The sequence below is a fragment of the Arthrobacter pascens genome (assembly GCF_030815585.1).
GTDB lineage: Bacteria > Actinomycetota > Actinomycetes > Actinomycetales > Micrococcaceae > Arthrobacter > Arthrobacter pascens_A.
Map to the genome: position 1 here is coordinate 3,956,024 of NZ_JAUSWY010000001.1, position 19,700 is coordinate 3,975,723.

Consider the following 19,700-nt stretch of genomic DNA (forward strand, 5'->3'; position numbering starts at 1 on the left):
GTGAACAGATGAGCCTGAAAACCACCAAGCGGAAAGCGCTGTCGATATCGGCCGCGGCCGCAGCAATCGGCCTCCTTGCCGGCTGCGGCAGCGCCCCGACGCCGGCCGCCGCTCCTACAGCTGCAGGCCCGGTGACCATCGACGTCTGGGGCTGGGACGCCGAGTCCACCCCTAACGTCGTTGCCGCGTTCAACGCAAGCCAGGACAAAATCACGGTCAACTACGTTCTTCAGGCCAGTCTCAAGGCCACTCAGACGAACTTCAGGAACGTTATGGAGTCGAAGAAGGACATCCCCTGCTACTTGCCGGGCATCGGACCCATCGCCACCACGCTTGTCAACGGCTGGGCCCAGGACATCACCCAGTACGTAGAGCCGATCAAGGACGTTTACAGCAAGGGCGCGCAGGCGGCCGCGCAGGTTGAGGGTAAGTTCTTCGGCTTCCCGGCGGGACCTTCGGCAACGTTCATGATGGCGAACAAGGCTGTATATGACAAGTACGGGCTGGCCGTTCCCAAGACCTGGGAGGAGTTTGTCACCACAGGCAAGGAACTGAAGACCCACGGCGTCACCGTAATGAACCTCGCCGGAGAAGATCCCTCAACACTCCTGCAGATGTCCCAGCAGGCCGGTGCCAACTGGTTCGAAATCGATGGGGACAAGTGGAAAGTCAACCTGCAGGACGACGCCACCATGAAGGCCGTCAACATCATCCAGCAGATGGTGGACCAGGACCTGGTGTCCCACCAGACGTATCAGGACAGGCCCGCACTGTACTCCTACTTTGACAGTGGCCAGCTGGCCACTGTTCCCCTCGCCTGGTGGTCCATGGCCGGATACCAGACCAACTTCAAAACCTCCCTCGGTCAGTGGGAAGCAGTCGACGTTCCTCAGTTCAAGGGCGCCAAGGAGTTTGTGAGCTCCGGCATGGCAGATCCCGGCTTCGTTCCGGTCGGCTGCGAAAACCCCGCCGCTGCCGTCGAATACGTCCATTGGGTAGCCACCTCCAAGGAAGCCATTGAAGCCGGCAGAAACAAGAAGACCGGGGCAATCGGAGTTCCCACTCACCTGGCTGACGTTTCCACCTACACGGAGGATGTGGTTCCGGACAAGATCTTCGGTGCCCAGCCCGCCGCCGAGGTCGGCAAGGTCATCGCCAAGGCGCAAAATGCGGCCGTCGGCAAGTTTGAGCGCGGCCCGAACTACGACGCCTGGTTCCCGGAGATGCAGGACCAGTGGGGCAAGGTCATGGCCAAGCAGATCACGCTCAAGGAAGCCATGGCCAACGTCCAGACGTTCATCACGAAGGACCTGGACACCAAGGGCATCAAGTACGAGGTCAGCAAGTAACCCACCCGGTTCTCTTCGGAGATCCGCAACAGAGAGGAGACGCTGATGTCTTCCACAACTCAAGTTCGTGAAAGCCCCGGCGGCCACAACCATGGGCCAGCCAGGCAGCCACGGACGAAAGGGAGTCCAGCGTCTCCCCTCTTGTCCTGGCGGAGCATACAGCGCATCAAGGGGGCCTCGTTCACATGGCCGTTTATGATTGGCTTCGCCGTCTTCACCCTTCTTCCCGTGGTGGTGGGGCTGGCCCAAAGCCTGTACACCTCAAAGACCACGGGGCTCGGATTTGGTGCCGCAACCGTCAGCTTCTCCGGCTTTGACAACTTTGCCCGTGGCCTGTCGGACCCCGTCTTTTGGGACTCGATGCTAAGGGTCAGCATCTATGCCGTGGTGATCGTCCCGGTGACGCAGGTGGTCAGCCTCCTGCTGGCACTCCTCATTGATGCTGTTCAGCGGCGGGTGGCCAACAAGTTCCGTCTAATCCTGCTGGTTCCCTACATGATTCCGGGGATTGTGGCCACCATGATTTGGATCTACCTCTATAGCCCGGTCGTGGGACCCTTGACACCCATTCTGAACTTCTTTGGCCTGGACGTTAATTTCTTCAGCGGCAGCATGATCTGGGTTTCCATTGGAAACTTGGCGCTGTGGGGTGCCATCGGTTTCAACATGCTGATCCTCTACGGGGCTTTGCAGGCTGTCCCCCGCGAAATCTTTGATGCGGCCCGGGTGGACGGCGCTTCGGAGTTCCGCATTGCCATGTCCATCAAGGTGCCGTACGTCCAGACGTCCCTCGTACTGACCGGGCTCTTGTCCATCATTGGCACCCTGCAGATCTTTGCCGAGCCGACGCTGTTCCGCTCCATCTCCCCCGAAACAATTACCAAGGACTTCACCCCCAGCATGGTGATCTTCAACCAGGCATTCCAGGTGGGAAACCTTAACTATGCCGCAGCCCAATCCATCATCCTCGCCGCAGTGGTGGGGGTAGCTTCGGTGATTATCTACCGACTGACAAAAAAGGTCGACTCATGACCCTCACTTCGCTCACTGCCGATTCGCCTCGAACCGAAGAAGAGGTGCAGAAATCCGCCCTCAAGCCCCGCCGTCGAAACCGTCCAAAGAAGTTCCGGGATGGCGATGACTCCTCGGAACTGAGCGGTAAGCGTGGAGGCTCGCGGATCGTAGTCATCATCGGGTTGGTGTTGTTCGCCCTCTACTCCATAGGTCCCGCCTGGTGGTTGGTGGTTTCGTCGACCAAGACCAAGGAAGATCTCTATACCACCGACGCCATGTGGTTCGCCAACTTCAGCCTCTTCGACAACCTGGCCTCCCTTTTCACGTATCAGGACGGCATCTTCGGAGTCTGGCTGTGGAACTCCACGCTCTACGCCTTTGCGGGTTCCATTGGCCACACCTTGGTATCCCTGGCGGCGGGCTACGGACTTGCCATGTACTCGTTCCGAGGCAAGGGGACCACGATGGGCTTTATCATCGGCTCGTTCCTCATTCCCGGCGCGTTGCTGACCATCCCGTCCTACCTGCTCTTCGTGCAGATGGGCCTCTACGACACCATCTGGGCCATGATCATCCCCGCGTTCTTCAGCCCGTTTGCGGTGTATCTTGCCAAGATTTACGCCGAGGGGGCAGTGCCCAGTGAGCTGCTGGAAGCCGCCCGGATCGACGGTGCAGGCGAATATCGGATCTTCTTCCAGATTGCCTCCCGGCTCATGACCACAGCCGGCGCCACCATCTTCCTGCTGCACTTCGTGGGCTCCTGGAACGCCTTCTTCGGGCCCATGGTCTTCCTGCGTGGAGATGACAAATGGCCGGTCATGCTCGGCCTCTACTCATGGCTTCAGCGCGGCACTGACTCAACCGTTGACCTCACCGGCTTGGTGATCACGGGGTCCCTGGTGGCCACCATTCCCATGGTGGTCCTGATGGTTGCCATGCAGCGCTACTGGCGGTCCGGCGTCGCCATGGGCAGCCTGAAATAGTTGAACGAATCTGGTCCCATGCTGGGACTTACCACACCCGGACAACCAACAAAAGTCATATGACGCCCAGCCAACCCGTAGACTGGTCAGGCCCTCTGGCAGGAACCACAGAAAGTCCAGCACATGAATACAGCAACATTGGAACGCCTACCGGCCGCTTCGCCCACCGAGGAAGCCGCAGAACCCCACACCATCGACCTGCAGTTTTCCAACGCAGACGAGATGCACGAAGGCCTCGACAACGCTGTTGCCACGCTGATCGAGACAGCCGCCAAAGAAGCCGCCTGCGGCATTCTTGTCACCCGCCTGCACCCAGGGCGCTACACCGTGGCCCTTGACGAATCAGTGCCTTTCGGCGAGACCTACGAGAACATCGCAGCGTAGACTCCTCCACTACCCGCCGGCTGAGAACACTGGCGCACGCAGAAGTCCCCGCACTCTGGGCTTCCCCTCCTGGAGGGAAAGCCCGGACTGCGGGGACTTCTTCGATTCCGAATTAACTCAGGGGCTAGCTCCTACGCACCTGCACACCGTCGGATTTCAGAAAGAGCTGCTTTTCGGATGGACCGGCCGGCACCAGCCACAGCACGTTCCCGCTCTGCGACACTTCTTCCACAACACCTGCCGCAATGACGTGCGCGTGCTTGATAATCTCCACCCGTTCCCCAGCCTGGAGTGATCCCCAGTCCGAAAGGATGGCCGAATGGGAATTTCGCCTCGACAGGACTGCCCCACGTGCTTTCATTTGAACTTCTACCCCTTTGTATACGTCCTGCGCCACAGCCTCTTTGATGTGACTTTCACTACACCTTCAGTTCTACTACACTTTGCCGGCCCGAATTGTTCGTGTCGCCACATATTTCGGTGCCGAATGAAAATGCCAAAGGCCGCTGAACAATATTCCTCCTCAGGCCAGGATCCCGACGGCGGATTCGGCTGCTGCCCGCACCTCGCCTGAGGCAACCAGCCGATCGGCGGTCTCCAGTTCCGGCGACAGGAACCGGTCAGTCCCCGGTCCTTCGACGACGGCGCGGAGCGCACCGATGACGGCTGCACCCGCCGGTCCCGGCCTGAGCTGTCCGCCGGACAGTTGCGTCCGGATGTCGATGGCGCGGGCGGAGGTCACCAGTTCGATGGCCAGGACGCGGCGCAGGTTCTCCACCGCCTTGCGCAGCTTCCGGGCAGCGTGCCAGCCCATGGACACGTGGTCCTCCTGCATGGCGGAACTGGGAATCGAATCAACCGACGCCGGAACAGCCAGCCGTTTGTTGTCGGAGACCAGGCCCGCCTGCGTGTACTGCGCGATCATCATCCCGGAATCCACACCGGGGTCCGCGGCCAGGAAAGCGGGGAGGCCGTGGGAGCGCGCCGGATCCAGCATGCGGTCCGTCCTGCGCTCTGCAATGGAGCTCAGGTCCGCCACGGCGATGGCCAGGAAATCCAGCACGTAGCCCACGGGTGCACCATGGAAGTTGCCGTTGGAGCTCACCCGGCCGTCCGGCAGGACCACCGGGTTGTCGATGGCGGCGGCCAGCTCACGGGAGGCCACCAGAGCGGCGTGGTCCACGGTGTCGCGGACCGCACCCGCCACCTGTGGGGCACAGCGCAACGAGTAGGCGTCCTGGACTTTCGAGTCGCCCACCCGGTGCGATGCCACGAGGGGCGAGTTGGAGAGCACCCGCAGCATGTTGTCTGCGCTCGCAGCCTGTCCCGGATGCGGACGGAGCGCCGCGTGGAGCTCGGGCAGGAACACCTGGTCCGTCCCCAGCAGCGCCTCAACGCTCATCGCGGCGGTGATATCCGCCGTCGTCAGAAGTTGCCGGATGTCCGCGATGGCCATCAGGAGCATGCCCAGCATTCCCTCGGTGCCGTTGACCAGTGCCAGACCCTCCTTCTCCGCGAGGGTAACCGGCTCAATACCGTGTGCGGCAAGCAGTTCCGCCACGGGTGACTCACCGCGGCCGCCGTACGGCACGCCGTCGGGGCCTGTCGCTTCGCCCTCGCCCATCAGCACCAGGGCGCAGTGGGACAGCGGGGCGAGGTCCCCGGAGCAGCCCAGTGAGCCGAATTCCCGGACCACCGGGGTGATTCCGGCGTTGAGTACATCCACCATGGTCTGCAGCACCACGGGGCGAACGCCGGTGCGGCCCGAGGCCAGGGTCTTGGCGCGGAGGAACATGATGCCGCGGACCACCTCGCGCTCCACGGCCGGACCCATCCCGGCAGCGTGGCTGCGGATCAGGGACTTCTGCAGCTGGGTGCGCAGCTCGTTGGGAATGTGCCGGTTCGCCAGCGCGCCGAAACCCGTGGAGACGCCATAGGCAGGGACCACGCTGTGGGCGAGGTCATCGATGTGGGCGCGGACCTTTGCCACCGTGTCCAGGACTTCCTGGGAGATGGTCACCTTTGCGTTGTGGCGCGCGACGGCGACTACTTCCTCCGGCGTGACGCCGCTGGAGCCGAGGGTGACGGTCAGCGATTCTTGCGTAGTGATGGTCATGGTGTTCCTACTTGCTTTCGTTCTCATCGGTTGCTCTGTAGGTGCCTTTTGGTGGTTCAGAACGGCGGTTACGGAGCAGCCGATGGGCTGGTTAGTTTGTTTGTGGGGCCGTTTCGTTCATGGGGATGCGGACGCCGCGTTCTTTGGCGACGTCGTGGGCGCGGGGGTAGCCGGCGTCGGCGTGGCGGATGACGCCCATGCCGGGGTCGTTGGTGAGGAGGCGTTCGAGTTTTTGGGCGGCGAGGTCGGTGCCGTCGGCCACGGAGACCTGGCCGGCGTGGATGGAGCGGCCGATGCCCACGCCGCCGCCGTGGTGGATCGAGACCCAGGTGGCCCCGGAGGCGGTGTTGAGCAGGGCGTTCAGCAGCGGCCAGTCCGCGACCGCGTCGGAGCCGTCGGCCATCGCCTCGGTCTCCCGGTACGGGGAGGCCACGGAGCCGGAGTCCAGGTGGTCCCGGCCGATCACGATGGGGGCTTTGACCTTGCCGTCCTTGACGAGCCGGTTGAACAGCAGCCCGGCTTTCGCGCGGTCCCCGTACCCGAGCCAACAGATCCGGGCGGGCAGGCCTTCGAACTCGACCCGTTCGGCCGCGGCGTCGATCCAGCGGTGCAGGTGCTTGTTCTCCGGGAAGAGTTCCTTGATCGCGGCATCGGTCACGGCGATGTCCTCCGGGTCCCCGGAGAGCGCGACCCAGCGGAACGGGCCCATCCCCTCGCAGAACAGCGGCCGGATGTAGGCCGGGACGAAACCGGGAAACTCGAACGCCCGGGCGTAGCCGCCGGTGCGGGCTTCGTCCCGGATCGAGTTGCCGTAGTCAAAGACTTCGGCGCCGGCGTCCTGGAACTCGACCATCGCCTGGACCTGCCTGGCCATCGAGGCCTGGGCCTTCTTGGTGAACCCTTCCGGGTCCGCCTCGGCCTCGGTGTGCCATTCGGCCACGCTGATGCCTTCGGGCAGGTAGGACAGCGGATCGTGCGCACTGGTCTGGTCCGTGACGATGTCCACGGTGAGCTCGCCCGCGATGTGCCTGCGCAGGATCTCGGGGAAGACCTCGGCGGCGTTTCCCACATAGCCCACGGAGAAGCCGCGGCGCTCCTGTTTGGCCGCCAGGACCTTGGCGATCGCGGTGTCCAGGTCTGTTTCGACCTCGTCCAGGTAGCGTTTGCCCGCCCGGCGGCGCAGCCGGGTCTCATCGACGTCGACAATCAGGCAGGCGCCCCCGTTCAGGGTCACCGCGAGCGGCTGCGCCCCGCCCATCCCCCCGCACCCGCCGGTCAGGGTCAGGGTCCCGGCGAGGGTGCCGTCCTGGTCCCCGGTCAGCTTCCGGGCGATCGCGGCGAACGTCTCGAAGGTCCCCTGCAGGATGCCCTGGGTGCCGATATAAATCCAGGACCCCGCAGTCATCTGCCCATACATCATCAGGCCCTCGGCCTCCAGCCGGCGGAACTCGGGCCAGTTCGCCCAATCACCCACCAGGTTCGAGTTCGCCAGCAACACCCGCGGGGCCCACTCGTTGGTCCGGAACACCCCCACCGGCTTGCCCGACTGGACCAGCAGCGTCTCGTCCGCCTCCATGGATTCCAGGGTCCGGGTGATCGCATCAAACGCCGCCCACGACCGCACCGCCCGGCCCGTGCCCCCATAAACCACCAGATCATCAGGACGCTCAGCAACCTCCGGATCCAGATTGTTCATCAACATCCGCAACGGCGCCTCCGTCTGCCAGGACTTGGCAGACAGCACAGTGCCACGGGCAGCTTTGACCGGACGGGCACCGGTAGTGAAATCGGCGGGTGCCATGGTGGCTCCTTTTCATCTCAGGGGAAATCGGATTCACGTTCTGTATCAACTAAAGCCCGTCCAGGACAGGGCCGACAGGGCTTTCAGAAGGGTGCTGTCCGGGATTCCAGACGCGCCCCTCCTCCCCCAACTGACTCGCACTTAACGTCGCCAAACGCCCGTTTAGCGACGTTATGTGCGAGTTACTTGGGTGGGGCTGCGGGGTGGACCGGCGTGGAAAAGGGGCAGGTGGGGAAGGGTCAGATGGGGAAGGGTCAGGTGGGGCTACTTGGCGGGGCGGCCGTGGATCCGGACCGAAAGCTCGTCGGCGACCTTCTGCACCCGCGCTGCGAGCGCGGGCCATTGGTCAGCCGGCAGTTTGTCCTCCAGGAACGTCACGGCGACTGCCGCCGTCGGCCATCCCACATGGTCCGTGACTGCGGCGGCGATGGAGCCGAAGCCGGGCGTCACCTCACCGTGTTCCGTCGCATAGCCGCGCTGCCGGACCTGGTCCAGGTGCGAGGACAGGGCCGAGTACTTCATGATGGCACCCTCAACCTCGTGCCGGGCAGTGAAGGCCGCAGCGTTCGGATACAGCGCCCGGACCTGCGACTTCGGAAGCGCTGCGAGGATGGCCCGGCCGCTCGCGGTGAGATGGCTGGGCAGCCGGACGCCGACGTCGGTCACGAGGGACGGGCGGTTTTTCGCCCGCTCCTCCACGATGTACAGCACGTCGCGGCCGTGGAGCACCGCCAGATGCGCGCTCTCCCCGATCACATCCACCAGGGATGCCAGCAACGGCCGGCCCAGCCGGGACAACGGCTCCTGCCGCGAGTACGCCGAACTCAGCTCAAAGGCACTGATCCCCAGCCCGTAGCGCTGCTCCTCATGGAGATGGAGCACAAACCCATTCGACTCCATCACCCCGAGAAGGTGGTACACGCTTGAGCGCGGGAGGCCCAGGGACGTGGCAATGCTCGACGCCGCCATCGGCCCCCGCTTGGAGGCCAGCAGTTTGAGGATTCGCAAGGTGTTTTCGGCAGCGGGGACTTTGGATGTCACCTTTGATTCAGCCATGGGTTTCAGGCCCTGCCACTCTGTCCTCCAGTATTTGTCTCAAGGGCTTCCGGCAGATGTCCGGGATACCGTACTTAACCTTGCGCCGGGATCTACCACCTTCTCGGCCATCACAGCACATCGCTGTCCGGAATGCCAGACGCCCGGCGCGGGCCGGTTATCAATGCTGAGTAGGACGCCGCACGGTGGTCAGGGCCTTTCTTCTGACGCTGACCGGTCGAAACGATGCAGGAAGTCACGCAGGACCTGCAGGTAGCGCTCCAGTTCCTCGAGGTGGGGAAGGTGGCTGCTTTCCTCAAACCACGTCAATATCGTTCGGCGCATGCTATTCCGCGAGATAGCCGCCTACCACTGCCGATCTCCGGACCGCGGCAGCCTCGTTGAATAGGCCCGATTCAGCCGCGAAGGAATAATGTTCCCATGCAACCTGAATGGAGTCCCCGCATCAGCTGGAATGACCTGCCCGGCCACGTGCAGGCAGGGGTCGAGGAAATTCTGGGCGCACAAGTGGTTGAGGCAACGGGCCAGCAGGGCGGGTTCTCACCCGGCACGGCAGACAGGGTGCGAACAGCCACCGGCCGCCGGGCTTTCGTCAAAGCAGTCAGCAAACAGTTGAACGAGCACTCGCCGGCCATCCACCGGAAGGAAGGGGCGATTTCAGCCGCCCTGCCGGACACTGTGCCTGCTCCGTCGCTGATCGGGACCTTTGACGACGGTGACTGGGTTGCCCTGGTCCTCAGCGATGTGGACGGCCGGCACCCCCGTCTTCCATGGCACACCGGCGAGGTGTCCCTTGTCCTTGATGCCCTGTTGAAAATTGCTCAAACACCGGTTCCCCCGGAGCTTAAGGACCTGTCCCGGCTTGAGGACGGTCTCAGTGATGCGTTCCAAGGATGGAGCCGCATCAGGTCCGCACCGCCCAAGGACTGCGATCCTTGGGTTCTCGGGAATCTGGACATCCTGGAGCAATTGGCCGAGTCAGGGCTGAAGGATCTCGCAGGCGAATCGCTGGTGCACACTGACATCCGGGCGGACAACGTCATGATTACCGCCGACAACGGCGCCGTCCTGGTTGACTGGCCCTGGGCATCCATTGGCTCGTCCTGGATGGACGCCCTCACCCTTCTGGTCAATGTAAGGCTGTTCGATCCCTCCTCCGATGTGGATGCCAGACTGCAGTCCCACGAGGCTTTTGCGTCAAGCACCGAGGACAGCGTTAACCGCGTCCTTTCCGGCTTGGCTGCCTACTTCACGGACGCCGCCAGACAGCCTCCCCCGCCGGGCCTCCCCACTGTCCGCGCGTTCCAGCGGCAGCAAGGTGAAGCTGTCATCCGCTGGCTGCGGGAACGGCTTGCCGGATAGCGGCCGCCGTGCGCTGCACTGGCACCGCATTCCAACCCCGGAGCCGCGAAGGGACTGATCCACCCAAATCCGGCCATGCTGTCGCCGCCAAAACCGAGGATCACCGCAGCTCCATGACCCAAGGTTCCGGTGCATTGCGCAGAGCATGGCAGCATTTGTTCTATGGTTCGTAAAATCGCATACCAGGGTGAACCCGGGTCCAACTCCAACATTGCATGCCTGGAAATGTATCCCGATAGCGTTGCGGTCCCCTGTCCCAGCTTCGAGGACGCCTTTGGGCTCGTCACGGCAGGTGACGCAGATCTGGCCATGATTCCGATCGAAAACTCGATCGCCGGACGCGTCGCCGACATCCATGCTCTGCTCCCGGACTCCAACCTGCAGATCGTGGGCGAGCATTTCCTCCGGATCCGCTTCGACCTGATGGGTATACCGGGCAGCACGATCGAACAGGCCAAGGAAGTACACAGCCACTTGCATGCCCTCGGCCAGTGCCGAAAACTGATCCGTTCCCTGGGATTGAAGCCCGTTATTGCAGGGGATACCGCCGGGTCGGCGCGGGAGGTGCGGGACTGGAACGATCCCTCCAAAGTTTCTCTGGCACCACCGTTGGCAGCCGGGATGTACGGGCTCGATGTCCTGGCGTCCGACGTCGAAGACGATCCCACCAACACCACCCGATTCGTCGTTCTTGGCGACCAGCGTCCCCTACCAATGCGCCAGGAGTTGCCGGAATCTGTCATCACCAGCCTGGTTTTTCGCGTTCGGAACGTACCCTCGGCCCTATACAAGGCACTGGGCGGATTTGCCACCAACGGAGTCAACATGACTCGGCTGGAAAGTTACATGGTTGGGGCCGAGTTTGCCGCCACGATGTTCCTGGCCGATGTCGAAGGGCACCCGCAGGACACCCCTTTGAGCCTGGCTCTAAATGAGCTGGAATTCTTTACTTCTGAGGTGAGAATCCTGGGGGTTTATGCGGCTCACGACTACCGGACGCAATCGAAACAACCTGCGTTGTGAGGTAGGCAGGTCCAGGGCGTCTGCGAGAGGCCAGAGGTATTCGTTGGGGTTCGCGGCAGCTGATCCTCCGGGACTCCAGAGCCTCCTGGCAGGCTACTCGAGCCGAAGTTTTTGCCAGCCAGATCTCGTCTGACTTGGGGCGTCGTTCCCCTCCCTATCCCAAGCGACATAAATCAGGTACCGTGCACAATCGGCATCGAACATGGATCGGGGAATCGCCCTATGGACGATAAAGCAACTCTGCAGCGGTATCTGCGTACCAAGAGTGACGACCTCCTGGGCAAGCTGGACGGCTTGAGCGAGTACGACGCCCGTCGGCCACTCACACCCACCGGCACCAACCTGCTGGGGCTGGTCAAGCACGTGGCGAGCGTGGAGTTGGGATACTTCACGGAGGTCTTTGGCCGTCCCAGCGGCCGGCACCTGCCCTGGTACGACGACGGCGCCAGCCCCGATGCGGACATGTGGGCCACCGCTGGGGAGACCCGGGAAGACGTCATTGAGCTGCACAGGTTTGCGGCCGCGCACAGAGACGCCACCATCGAAGACCTGCCACTGGACGCACCAGGAGAGGTTCCGTGGTGGCCGGAGGAGCGACGCCATGTGACGCTGCACCAGATCCTGGTCCACATGTGCGTGGAAAGAGCCCATCATCTGGGCCACGCGGACATCCTCCGCGAACTCCTCGACGGGACCGCCGGTCAGCGGCCGGGCGATCCCAACCTGTCACCGCGCAGCCCCGACGAGTGGGCAGCGTACCGCGCACGTCTTGAAGCGGCCGCACGGGAAGCAGCCGCAAACGAGCCTAGCCCATAGGAGTCAGACGCTGACGACGACCTTGCCCCGGGCCCGCGCTTCGTGCATGTAAGTAATGGCGGCCGGAGCTTCCACAAGGGGATAGACCTTGTCGACGGCCGGCTTCACGCTGCCTGCCTCGATCAACGATGTCAGGTACTCCAGATCAGGGTGGTTCTCCCCCGAAACGAGCCCCTTGAGCTTCTGGCTGCCGAACAGTGACAGCACCGGGGCCCCGAGTGAGCGTTCAAAGCCGCCGGTCAACTTTCCGCCGCCTTCCCCGCCCACAATCACGAGTGTCCCCTGTGGGGTGAGCGCACGCCGCAAAACTGATAGCGGCCTGTTGCCTGCGGTATCCAGAATGACGTCATAATGCTTTCCCGCACTCGCAAAGTCGTCCTGCGTGTAGTCGATGACATAGTCAGCGCCGAGAGTCCGGACGAGCTCCACCTTGGCGGTGCTGCATACTCCGGTAACCTCCGCGCCGTAAGCCTTGGCCAACTGGGCGGCGAAGGACCCCACTCCCCCGCCCGCCCCGATGATCAGCACCTTCTGGCCCGGTGCCACCTGCCCGCTGTCCCGGACCGCCTGGAGCGCTGTGACCGCGGAGATGGGCACCGCCGCAGCCTGCTCGAATGTGAGGCTTGCCGGCTTCAAAGCCAGCCTCTCCTCCTTGGCGCAGACGTACTCAGCAAACGACCCCTCGCAGGTGCCGTACACCTCATCGCCGGGCTGGAAGCGGGTCACACCGTTGCCCACTGTCTCCACAACGCCGGCAACCTCCCGGCCCCGCACCGGCACCTTGGGCTTTTTCAGCCCGTAGCCGAAGATCCGGAGCAGATAGGGCATCCCGGTCATGAGGTGCCACACCCCTTGGTCCACGCCGGCGGCGCGGACCCGGATGAGCACCTCGCCGTCACCGGGTACCGGTTTCTCGATGTCGCGAAGCTGGAGCACGTCCGCGGACCCGTATGCGTCCTGCACGATAGCCTTCATGATGCGTCTCCTTCATGGTTCGGGTATTGAAATACGTCCTCAAGCGGAACGTTGAGCACATGAGCGATCTGGAAAGCCATCTCCAGGGAGGGCGAGTACCGGCCCTGCTCGATGGCGATGACTGTCTGGCGGGTCACGCCCACGCGTTCCGCCAGTTCCGCCTGGGTCATCTCGCCCCTCTCGAACCTCAGGCGCCGGATGGAATTGGTCACCCGAGTAGGTTTCACCACGGCTGGAACCCGCGGCGGTAGGCGACGATCTTGGCCACGGAGCCCAGGATCGCCGACAGGACGAAGGTCAGGTAGATGACGTTCGCGATCCAGAAATGGTCCACTTCGGCCATCGCCATCAGCAGCGCGGCCACTCCCCCGATGACCACAAACGACTGGCCGATGTACTCTCCGAAGCGGTAATCTCCCTGTCCCGTTGGTCTTTCCTCCCCGCCTCCCTGGGCGAGAAGATGCCGATCAGGGCGTGCAGCGCGATGGACACTCCGATGGAAGCCCCGATGGTCCACAGCAGCGGAGCAACGTACGGAATCTCGGCAAGGGACACGGTGCCGGCCAGGCCCAGCACGATGGCCAGGTACACGGCATAGGAGCCCGCGGCCACCACCCCCATGATCCACGCGCTCTTCTCTTCGAAGGACATTGCCATTCCCGCCATTCCAAAGGATGTAAAACAAACCTGACATCCTCAAAGTAAAGAAAACTAGACATGCTGTCAAGACCATGCGATTCCCACACTGCATGTGTGGGCCGTGTGGCTGGGAATGCTGGGTCCTTACCTATCGGTTGTGGGCCAAAGGAAACGGACGACGCCGGGCCGAAGTTGTGGACGAGACGTCACCGCTGCCAGTAGTCGCCGCAGCACGCCGCCGCCAGTAGCGCAGTGCTTCAACCACAAGCACTTCAAACAGAGACAGTTCATCCACAAGCAGTGCCGTCCTGCCCCTGCCGGAGCTAATATCAGGCATGGTTCCGCTCTCCAACCTGCTGGCCTTTGCGCTTGCGTCCGTGGTGCTGATAGCCGTGCCGGGCCCCAGCGTCCTGTTTGTGATCGGCCGTTCCCTGGCGCTCGGCTGGAAGGGCGGTGTCCTTACCGTTCTGGGCAATGCGGCCGGGCAACTGGTGCAAGTGGCCGGCGTCGCGCTCGGAGTAGGCATCATCGTGGCACAGTCGATGGTCCTCTTCAGTGTGGTGAAGCTGGCGGGCGCTGGCTATCTCGTCTATCTCGGCATCAAAGCCATCCGGCACCGGCGTCACCACGTATCCGCCGGGCGTCAGCCGGTGGCCTCCTCGCCTCGACGACTGATGGGCGAGGGTCTGGTTGTAGGCGCCACCAACCCCAAGTCAGTGGTGTTCTTCGTTGCCGTGCTGCCGCAGTTTGTGGACTACCCGTCCGGGTCCATACCGTTCCAGCTGGCGCTGCTGGGTGCGGTGTTCCTGCTGATCGCCATAGTTTCGGACAGCCTCTGGGCCATCGCAGCAGGGTCAGCCCGCCAATGGTTTGCCCGGTCTCCGCGCCGGATTTCAGCGGTGGAGGCAACAGGCGGGGCCCTGATGATCGGTCTCGGCGGGACCTTGGCCCTGACTGGCAGCAAGTCCTAGTTGCCCGGCCAAGCAGGCAACCAGGACTTACCGCACTGCGTCGCTCAGATTATTTGTGCCGGTCAGGCTGAGGCGACGGCCAAACGGACGGCGGCGGGCATCGGCGTCGAAGGCCGGCCGATCAGTTCGCGGAGATCAGAGCCGCTGACCAGGAGGTCGCCGCGGGCGATGCCGAGGTCCGAGTCCGCCAGAATGTCGGCGAAGGGTTGCGGAACCCCGAATCCGGTCAGCAGCCCGGCATAGTCCTCGGCGGGGAGGTCCTGGTATGTCACTGGCTTGCCGGCGGCGGCGCTGATTTCCTGCGCGAGCTCGGCGAGTGTGAAGGCGTGGTCCCCGCCCAGTTCATAGACCTTGCCGGCCTGGTTCTCGGCGACAAGGACGGCCGCGGCCGCCTCGGCGTAGTCCGCACGGGGCGCGGCGCTGACCTTGCCCTCGCCGGCACTTCCGGCGATGGCACCCTGGGCCAGTGTGCCCGGAAGCTGGTCGGTGTAGTTTTCCAGGTACCAGCTGTTGCGGAGGATAGCGAACGGGACGCCGGAATCCTTGAGGATGGCCTCGGTTGCCTGGTGCTCAGCCGCCAGCTTCATGCCTGTGGTGTCAGCGTTGGCGATGCTGGTGTACGCAACCAGCTCGACGCCCTCGGCTTTGGCTGCCTCAATCACCGTGCGGTGCTGGTCCAGCCGCTGGCCCACTTCGCTGCTGGAGATCAGGAGGACTTTGCTGGCGCCCTGCAGCGCCTGCGCCACCGACGCGGGGTCCGTGTAGTCCATCGGCTTGACCTGCACGCCGCGGGCTGCGAAGTCGGCCAGCTTCTCGATCGAGCGGCCAGCGGCCACGATCTCGCCGGCGGGTACGTTGCGCTGCAGCAGGGCCTCCACAACGTGTCGGCCAAGCTGTCCGGTTGCTCCGGTGATGACGATGCTCATGGTTGTTTCCTTTCACCATTTGTAAGGGGTCACCGTGCACAACCAGCCGTCTGTCGGATTACTTCCTGAAAGAGAGTACGCACTTTTAAGTAAGGTACTGACCTTTTGGTAAGATATGACCATGGAAGCGAATGTATTGCCGGCTCATCTAAAGACGGACCTTGCCGACGGCGTGTTCGCGGCCGGGTGCCCCAGCCGGACGGTCCTGGACCATATCACCAGCAAATGGGGCGTGCTCATCCTGGTGGCACTCTCGGAAGGCGAGCACCGCTGGAGCGAACTCCGGCGCCGGGCCGACGGCATCAGCGAGAAAATGCTGGCGCAGACGCTCAAGACCCTGGAACGCGATGGCCTGGTGCTGCGGAAGCCGCAGCCGGTGATTCCACCCCATGTGGACTACAGCCTGACGGACCGCGGCTATGAATTGACCGCCCTCCTGGTTCCCCTGGTCACCTGGGCCTACAACAACGCCGATGACATCCTCAATGGCCGGCCGTGAACCAGCGGCCAGGCTGACTGGTCACCCAAGTAGTGGGCCTCCGCCAAAACGAGTACATGTTATTGGTGTGACTGGTGTGAATAGCGCCTAGAGTATCCGTAAGGTGCCAGCCAGGAATTGGAGGACCATCCTCACGCTGGGAGCGTTCCGGCAACCGCACCTCGCTGAGCGGCTGCACGCCGCTTTCAAGGAGTGGTTTGCATGGTGAAAGCACATGTACAGGACCTGGCCAGCATGGGAAGGCCCATCACACTTTCCAACCTCATCCTCACCGCCTGGGACCAGGTCCGGACGACTCTCGGCCCGAAGTGCCCTTACCGGGTGGGAGATGCCGTGGTGGGAGACGATCCATTCAACGGCCGGCATGAAGGGGTCGTGATGTCCAGCCGCGGCTCGTCGGTGGAACTGGGAACCGCGGCAGGGGTGTTCTTTTACGACCACCGGCAGCTAAAACGGCTGGATTGAGTGAAGCTAGCGCGCGGACCAGCCACCGTCCATGGTGTAGCTGGCCCCGGTGACCATGCCTGCGTGATCCGAGGCAAGCCAGGCCACCAGGGACGCCACCTCTTCCGGCTCCACCAGCCGCTTGATGGCGGACTCGGTGAGCATCACCTTGGTCAGCACCTCGGACTCGGGGATGCCGTGCACCTGCGCCTGGTCCGCGATCTGCTTCTCCACCAGCGCGGTGCGGACATAGCCGGGGTTGATGCAGTTGGAGGTGACTCCGTGCTTCCCGCCCTCAAGCGCCGTCACCTTGCTCAGGCCCTCCAGGCCATGCTTGGCGGAAACGTACGCGCTCTTGAACGGGGAGGCACGGATCCCGTGCACGGAGGACACGTTGATGATGCGGCCGAACCCGTTGTCATACATGTGCGGCAGGGCGGCGCGGATCAGCAGGAACGGCGCCTCCAGCATGAGGGCGATGATCCGGCGGAACTCCGCCGGATCAAACTCCTCAATGGGACTGATCCGCTGGATCCCGGCGTTGTTCACCAGGATGTCGCAGTCCAGGCTCAGGGTGGCGAGCGTGTCCACGTCCAGCAGGTCAACGGCCCAGGAGGTGCCGCCCACTTCGTCGGCGAGGGCGGCGGCGCCGGCGGAGTCGACGTCGGCCACCACCACCTTCGCGCCGCGGGACGCCAATTCCCGGACGCATGCTGCGCCGATTCCGCTGGCTCCGCCGGTCACTAGGGCCTTGCGGCCGTTCAAACTGTTTTCCATGGCAATCCCGGCTCTCGTCGTGTGCACATTCATCAGACCGGTCAACAGCTCAGGCAGCTCAGCGTGAGCCGGCGGGGAGCAGTCCCTCGCGGACGGCGTCGGCCTTGTCCACTTCCTCGAGCGCGATGCCCTTGGTTTCCTTCAGGCTCAGCACTGCCGCGGTGGTGATGGCGCAGGCAACGACGAGGTAGATGGCGGTTGGAACCCAGGATCCGGTGTCCTTGAGCCATTGGGTTGCCAGGAGCGGAGCCAGCGAACCGGCGAAAATGGACGTCACCTGTGAACCCAGGGAAACGCCCGAGTAGCGCATCCGGGTGGGGAACAACTCGGCCATGATGGCGGGCTGTCCTGCATACATAAAGGCATGCAGGCACAGGCCGATGGTCACGGCGGCCACGATCACCACGGCGTTGCGGGTGTCGAACATGGGGAAGGCGAAGAACGGCCAGGCGGCGCCGGCGATGGCACCGAACAGGTAGACAGGCTTCCGTCCCAGCGAATCCACGAGCCGGCCCACTTGCGGGATCACCAGGAAGTGGATCACGTGCGCGATCAGGAGCGCCAGCAGCAGCGAAGACGTGTCGTACTTGTGCACGCTCTTGAGGTAGACAATGGCGAAGCTGACCACGAGGTAGTACATGATGTTCTCGGCGAAGCGCAGTCCCATGGCCTGCAGGATGCCCTTGGGGTACTTGCGCACCACCTCGAAGACGCCGTAACTGACAGCCTGTTCCTTCTCGACCAGGGCCTTGGCCTCCAGGAAGATGGGTGCCTCGGTGACATGGGTGCGGATGTAATAGCCCACGAACACGATCACTGCGGAGAGCCAGAACGCCACGCGCCAGCCCCAGCCCAGGAACGCCTCAGGGCTGAGGGCCGTAGACATGATGAACAGCACCAGCGTGGCTAGGAGGTTGCCCACCGGTACTGCAGCCTGCGGCCAGCTGGACCAGAAACCGCGCGATGCGTTGGGGCTGTGTTCGGCGACCAGCAGCACCGCGCCGCCCCATTCACCGCCGAGCGCGAAGCCCTGGATGAACCGGAGGGCCACCAGCAGTGCGGGGGCCAGGTAGCCGATGTCGGCAAAGCCCGGGAGGCAGCCCATCAGGAAGGTGGCCACCCCTACGATGACGATGGTCAGCTGCAAGGTGGGCTTGCGCCCCAGCTTGTCGCCGATCTGGCCGAACACGATCCCGCCGAGGGGACGTGCCACGAAGCCCACGGCATAGGTGAGGAACGCCTGGATGATCCCGTCCAGCTCGTTGCCGCTGGCGGGGAAGAAGTATTTGCCGAACACCAGGGTTGCGGCGGTGGCGTAGAGGAAGAATTCGTACCATTCCACCACTGTGCCCACCATGGAGGCAGCCACGATCTTCTTCAGTCCGGATCCCTTGGGTGAGGATCCGGCGGCATTGTTTGCCGAGCGCTGCTCTACGCTCATGAGTTTCTCCTTAGTGTCCACATTGACACGCGCTGTGATCCACAGCACCAATGGCTCCACTGAGTATTGCTGCACAGACATGTGCACTCAATAACCAAAACAGCACCTCTCATGTGCACAATTGCAGATATGAATGCCAATCCGGATGATCTGCTGGTACTGCTTGCGGTATCCCGCTCAGCTAAATTTACGACGGCGGCGCAAGCCTTGGGATTGAACCACACCACCGTTTCACGGCGGATAGCGGCCCTGGAAAAGGCATTGGGCGGCCGCGTCCTGGCCCGCGCAACGGGAGGCTGGGAGCTGACAGATCTCGGCACCCAAGCCGTCCGGGTGGCAGAGCAGGTGGAAGCGGCGGTGAGTGCGCTGGGACCTGCCGGCAAGGCACCCGACCCGATTACCGGCGTCGTGCGCATGACCGCAACTGACGGATTCAGTGCATACATCGCCGCCCCGGCCGTGGCACGGCTGCGCCGGGACCATCCCGGGCTCAGCGTCGAGGTGGTGACCATGACTCGGCGGGCGCTCCAGCAGCGCTCCGGCCTGGACATCGAAGTGGTGGTGGGGGAACCGCAGGTCCACCGGGCCGAAGCGATCCGGCTGGGCGAATACATGTTGGGAATGTACGCCTCGCGTTCGTACCTGGCAGAGAACGGGAAGCCAGCCAGCGTCGCGGAGCTGTCCGAGCACCCGCTGGTTTACTTCGTGGATTCCATGCTGCAGGTTGACGATCTTGATGCACCCCGGCGGCTGGTGCCGGCGATGCGGGAAGGGCTGACCTCCACCAACGTCTTCGTCCACGTGGAAGCCACCCGGGCCGGTGCAGGCATCGGATTCCTGCCCTGTTTTATGGGCGATCTGCACGGCGACCTGGTCCGGCTCCTCCCTGCTGACTTCGCCGAGCTGCTCCCCTACTGGATGGTGCTGCGGCCGGACTCGATGCGCCGCCCTGCGGTGGCCGCCGTTGTGCAGGCGCTGCGGGACCAGACGGCGGCGCACCGCGAGGCGCTCCTGGGCCGGGCCGGAACCTCATCGATTGCTCCCCACCGGCCCCCTAACCTCACAAGTTCGGCCAGGGAACCCCGCCGGCGCGGGCCCAAACCGCCCTCCTGAAAAAAGGGCGG

22 protein-coding genes are annotated in these 19,700 nt (G+C 63.4%); 11 read left to right on the top strand and 11 right to left on the bottom strand.

The annotated features are described in order from the left end of the window. Positions 1-8 precede the first annotated feature (8 nt). The 4 genes from QFZ30_RS18245 (at position 9) to QFZ30_RS18260 (ending at position 3,730) form a co-directional block, all read left to right on the top strand. Complete coding sequence (locus tag QFZ30_RS18245; RefSeq protein ID WP_307078622.1) at positions 9-1,349, top strand: ABC transporter substrate-binding protein; 1,341 nt, start codon at positions 9-11, stop codon at positions 1,347-1,349. Between the two features lie 195 nt (positions 1,350-1,544). Further along, positions 1,545-2,381 carry a carbohydrate ABC transporter permease gene (locus QFZ30_RS18250; RefSeq protein ID WP_307078624.1) on the top strand — a complete coding sequence of 279 codons (837 nt, stop codon included), beginning with the start codon at positions 1,545-1,547 and terminating at the stop codon, positions 2,379-2,381. Continuing rightward, entirely contained in the window at positions 2,378-3,346 is a 969-nt protein-coding gene (locus tag QFZ30_RS18255) for a carbohydrate ABC transporter permease (RefSeq protein WP_307078626.1), read from the top strand. Before QFZ30_RS18250 ends, QFZ30_RS18255 begins: the two co-directional genes overlap by 4 nt. A 123-nt stretch (positions 3,347-3,469) precedes the next feature. After that, positions 3,470-3,730, top strand: a complete 261-nt coding sequence (locus tag QFZ30_RS18260) for a hypothetical protein (protein WP_307078629.1) — start codon at positions 3,470-3,472, stop codon at positions 3,728-3,730. Positions 3,731-3,854: 124 nt separating this feature from the next. Here the strand turns inward: QFZ30_RS18260 and QFZ30_RS18265 are convergent, their stop codons facing one another. The 4 genes from QFZ30_RS18265 to QFZ30_RS18280 all read right to left on the bottom strand — a co-directional run bounded on the left by QFZ30_RS18265 (position 3,855) and on the right by QFZ30_RS18280 (position 8,703). Next, positions 3,855-4,091 carry a hypothetical protein gene (locus tag QFZ30_RS18265; RefSeq protein WP_307078631.1) on the bottom strand — a complete coding sequence of 79 codons (237 nt, stop codon included), beginning with the start codon at positions 4,089-4,091 and terminating at the stop codon, positions 3,855-3,857. A 162-nt stretch (positions 4,092-4,253) separates the two neighbouring features. Next, complete coding sequence (hutH, locus tag QFZ30_RS18270) at positions 4,254-5,846, bottom strand: histidine ammonia-lyase (protein WP_307078632.1); 1,593 nt, start codon at positions 5,844-5,846, stop codon at positions 4,254-4,256. Positions 5,847-5,937: 91 nt separating this feature from the next. Further along, entirely contained in the window at positions 5,938-7,647 is a 1,710-nt protein-coding gene (locus QFZ30_RS18275; RefSeq protein WP_307078634.1) for a urocanate hydratase, read from the bottom strand. 264 nt (positions 7,648-7,911) lie between these two features. Beyond that, entirely contained in the window at positions 7,912-8,703 is a 792-nt protein-coding gene (locus QFZ30_RS18280; protein WP_307078635.1) for an IclR family transcriptional regulator, read from the bottom strand. A 420-nt stretch (positions 8,704-9,123) separates the two neighbouring features. Here QFZ30_RS18280 and QFZ30_RS18285 point away from each other — a divergent pair, with 420 nt between their 5' ends. The 3 genes from QFZ30_RS18285 (at position 9,124) to QFZ30_RS18295 (ending at position 11,904) form a co-directional block, all read left to right on the top strand. Continuing rightward, positions 9,124-10,065 (top strand): phosphotransferase, encoded by a 942-nt coding sequence (locus tag QFZ30_RS18285; RefSeq protein ID WP_307078636.1) that lies wholly within the window; start codon positions 9,124-9,126, stop codon positions 10,063-10,065. Positions 10,066-10,227: 162 nt separating this feature from the next. Further along, positions 10,228-11,088 (top strand): prephenate dehydratase, encoded by an 861-nt coding sequence (locus QFZ30_RS18290; RefSeq protein ID WP_307078638.1) that lies wholly within the window; start codon positions 10,228-10,230, stop codon positions 11,086-11,088. A 222-nt stretch (positions 11,089-11,310) separates the two neighbouring features. Next, positions 11,311-11,904 carry a DinB family protein gene (locus QFZ30_RS18295; RefSeq protein ID WP_307078640.1) on the top strand — a complete coding sequence of 198 codons (594 nt, stop codon included), beginning with the start codon at positions 11,311-11,313 and terminating at the stop codon, positions 11,902-11,904. A gap of 3 nt (positions 11,905-11,907) precedes the next feature. Here the strand turns inward: QFZ30_RS18295 and QFZ30_RS18300 are convergent, their stop codons facing one another. From QFZ30_RS18300 to QFZ30_RS18315, 4 genes are read right to left on the bottom strand one after another with little or no spacing between them, the layout of a single operon-like run. Continuing rightward, the gene (locus QFZ30_RS18300; RefSeq protein ID WP_307078642.1) at positions 11,908-12,879 is read right to left on the bottom strand and encodes an NAD(P)-dependent alcohol dehydrogenase; all 972 of its coding nucleotides are present in this window, start codon (positions 12,877-12,879) and stop codon (positions 11,908-11,910) included. Next, entirely contained in the window at positions 12,876-13,109 is a 234-nt protein-coding gene (locus tag QFZ30_RS18305) for a helix-turn-helix transcriptional regulator (protein ID WP_307078644.1), read from the bottom strand. The genes QFZ30_RS18300 and QFZ30_RS18305 overlap by 4 nt, the downstream gene beginning before the upstream one ends. Continuing rightward, on the bottom strand, positions 13,103-13,243 hold the full coding sequence (locus tag QFZ30_RS18310) for a hypothetical protein (protein WP_307078646.1): 141 nt from the start codon (positions 13,241-13,243) through the stop codon (positions 13,103-13,105). The genes QFZ30_RS18305 and QFZ30_RS18310 overlap by 7 nt, the downstream gene beginning before the upstream one ends. Beyond that, positions 13,228-13,536, bottom strand: coding sequence for a hypothetical protein (locus QFZ30_RS18315; protein WP_307078648.1), 309 nt, complete (start codon positions 13,534-13,536; stop codon positions 13,228-13,230). Before QFZ30_RS18315 ends, QFZ30_RS18310 begins: the two co-directional genes overlap by 16 nt. A gap of 317 nt (positions 13,537-13,853) precedes the next feature. Here QFZ30_RS18315 and QFZ30_RS18320 point away from each other — a divergent pair, with 317 nt between their 5' ends. Then, positions 13,854-14,489: a LysE family translocator gene (locus tag QFZ30_RS18320; RefSeq protein WP_307078650.1), complete on the top strand. Its 636-nt coding sequence runs from the start codon at positions 13,854-13,856 to the stop codon at positions 14,487-14,489. 62 nt (positions 14,490-14,551) lie between these two features. On the opposite strand, the gene QFZ30_RS18325 is transcribed toward QFZ30_RS18320, so the two are convergent. Beyond that, entirely contained in the window at positions 14,552-15,415 is an 864-nt protein-coding gene (locus tag QFZ30_RS18325) for an SDR family oxidoreductase (protein WP_307078651.1), read from the bottom strand. A gap of 121 nt (positions 15,416-15,536) precedes the next feature. Between QFZ30_RS18325 and QFZ30_RS18330 the strand changes: the two genes are divergently transcribed. Continuing rightward, positions 15,537-15,914 carry a winged helix-turn-helix transcriptional regulator gene (locus QFZ30_RS18330; protein ID WP_307078652.1) on the top strand — a complete coding sequence of 126 codons (378 nt, stop codon included), beginning with the start codon at positions 15,537-15,539 and terminating at the stop codon, positions 15,912-15,914. Between the two features lie 201 nt (positions 15,915-16,115). Continuing rightward, positions 16,116-16,379, top strand: coding sequence for a hypothetical protein (locus QFZ30_RS18335; RefSeq protein ID WP_307078654.1), 264 nt, complete (start codon positions 16,116-16,118; stop codon positions 16,377-16,379). A 6-nt stretch (positions 16,380-16,385) separates the two neighbouring features. On the opposite strand, the gene QFZ30_RS18340 is transcribed toward QFZ30_RS18335, so the two are convergent. Beyond that, positions 16,386-17,135, bottom strand: coding sequence for a 3-hydroxybutyrate dehydrogenase (locus QFZ30_RS18340; protein ID WP_307078656.1), 750 nt, complete (start codon positions 17,133-17,135; stop codon positions 16,386-16,388). Between the two features lie 58 nt (positions 17,136-17,193). Then, positions 17,194-18,576: an MFS transporter gene (locus QFZ30_RS18345; RefSeq protein WP_307078658.1), complete on the bottom strand. Its 1,383-nt coding sequence runs from the start codon at positions 18,574-18,576 to the stop codon at positions 17,194-17,196. Positions 18,577-18,705: 129 nt separating this feature from the next. Here QFZ30_RS18345 and QFZ30_RS18350 point away from each other — a divergent pair, with 129 nt between their 5' ends. Next, on the top strand, positions 18,706-19,689 hold the full coding sequence (locus tag QFZ30_RS18350; RefSeq protein ID WP_307078660.1) for a LysR family transcriptional regulator: 984 nt from the start codon (positions 18,706-18,708) through the stop codon (positions 19,687-19,689). The last annotated feature ends 11 nt before the right edge of the window (positions 19,690-19,700 follow it).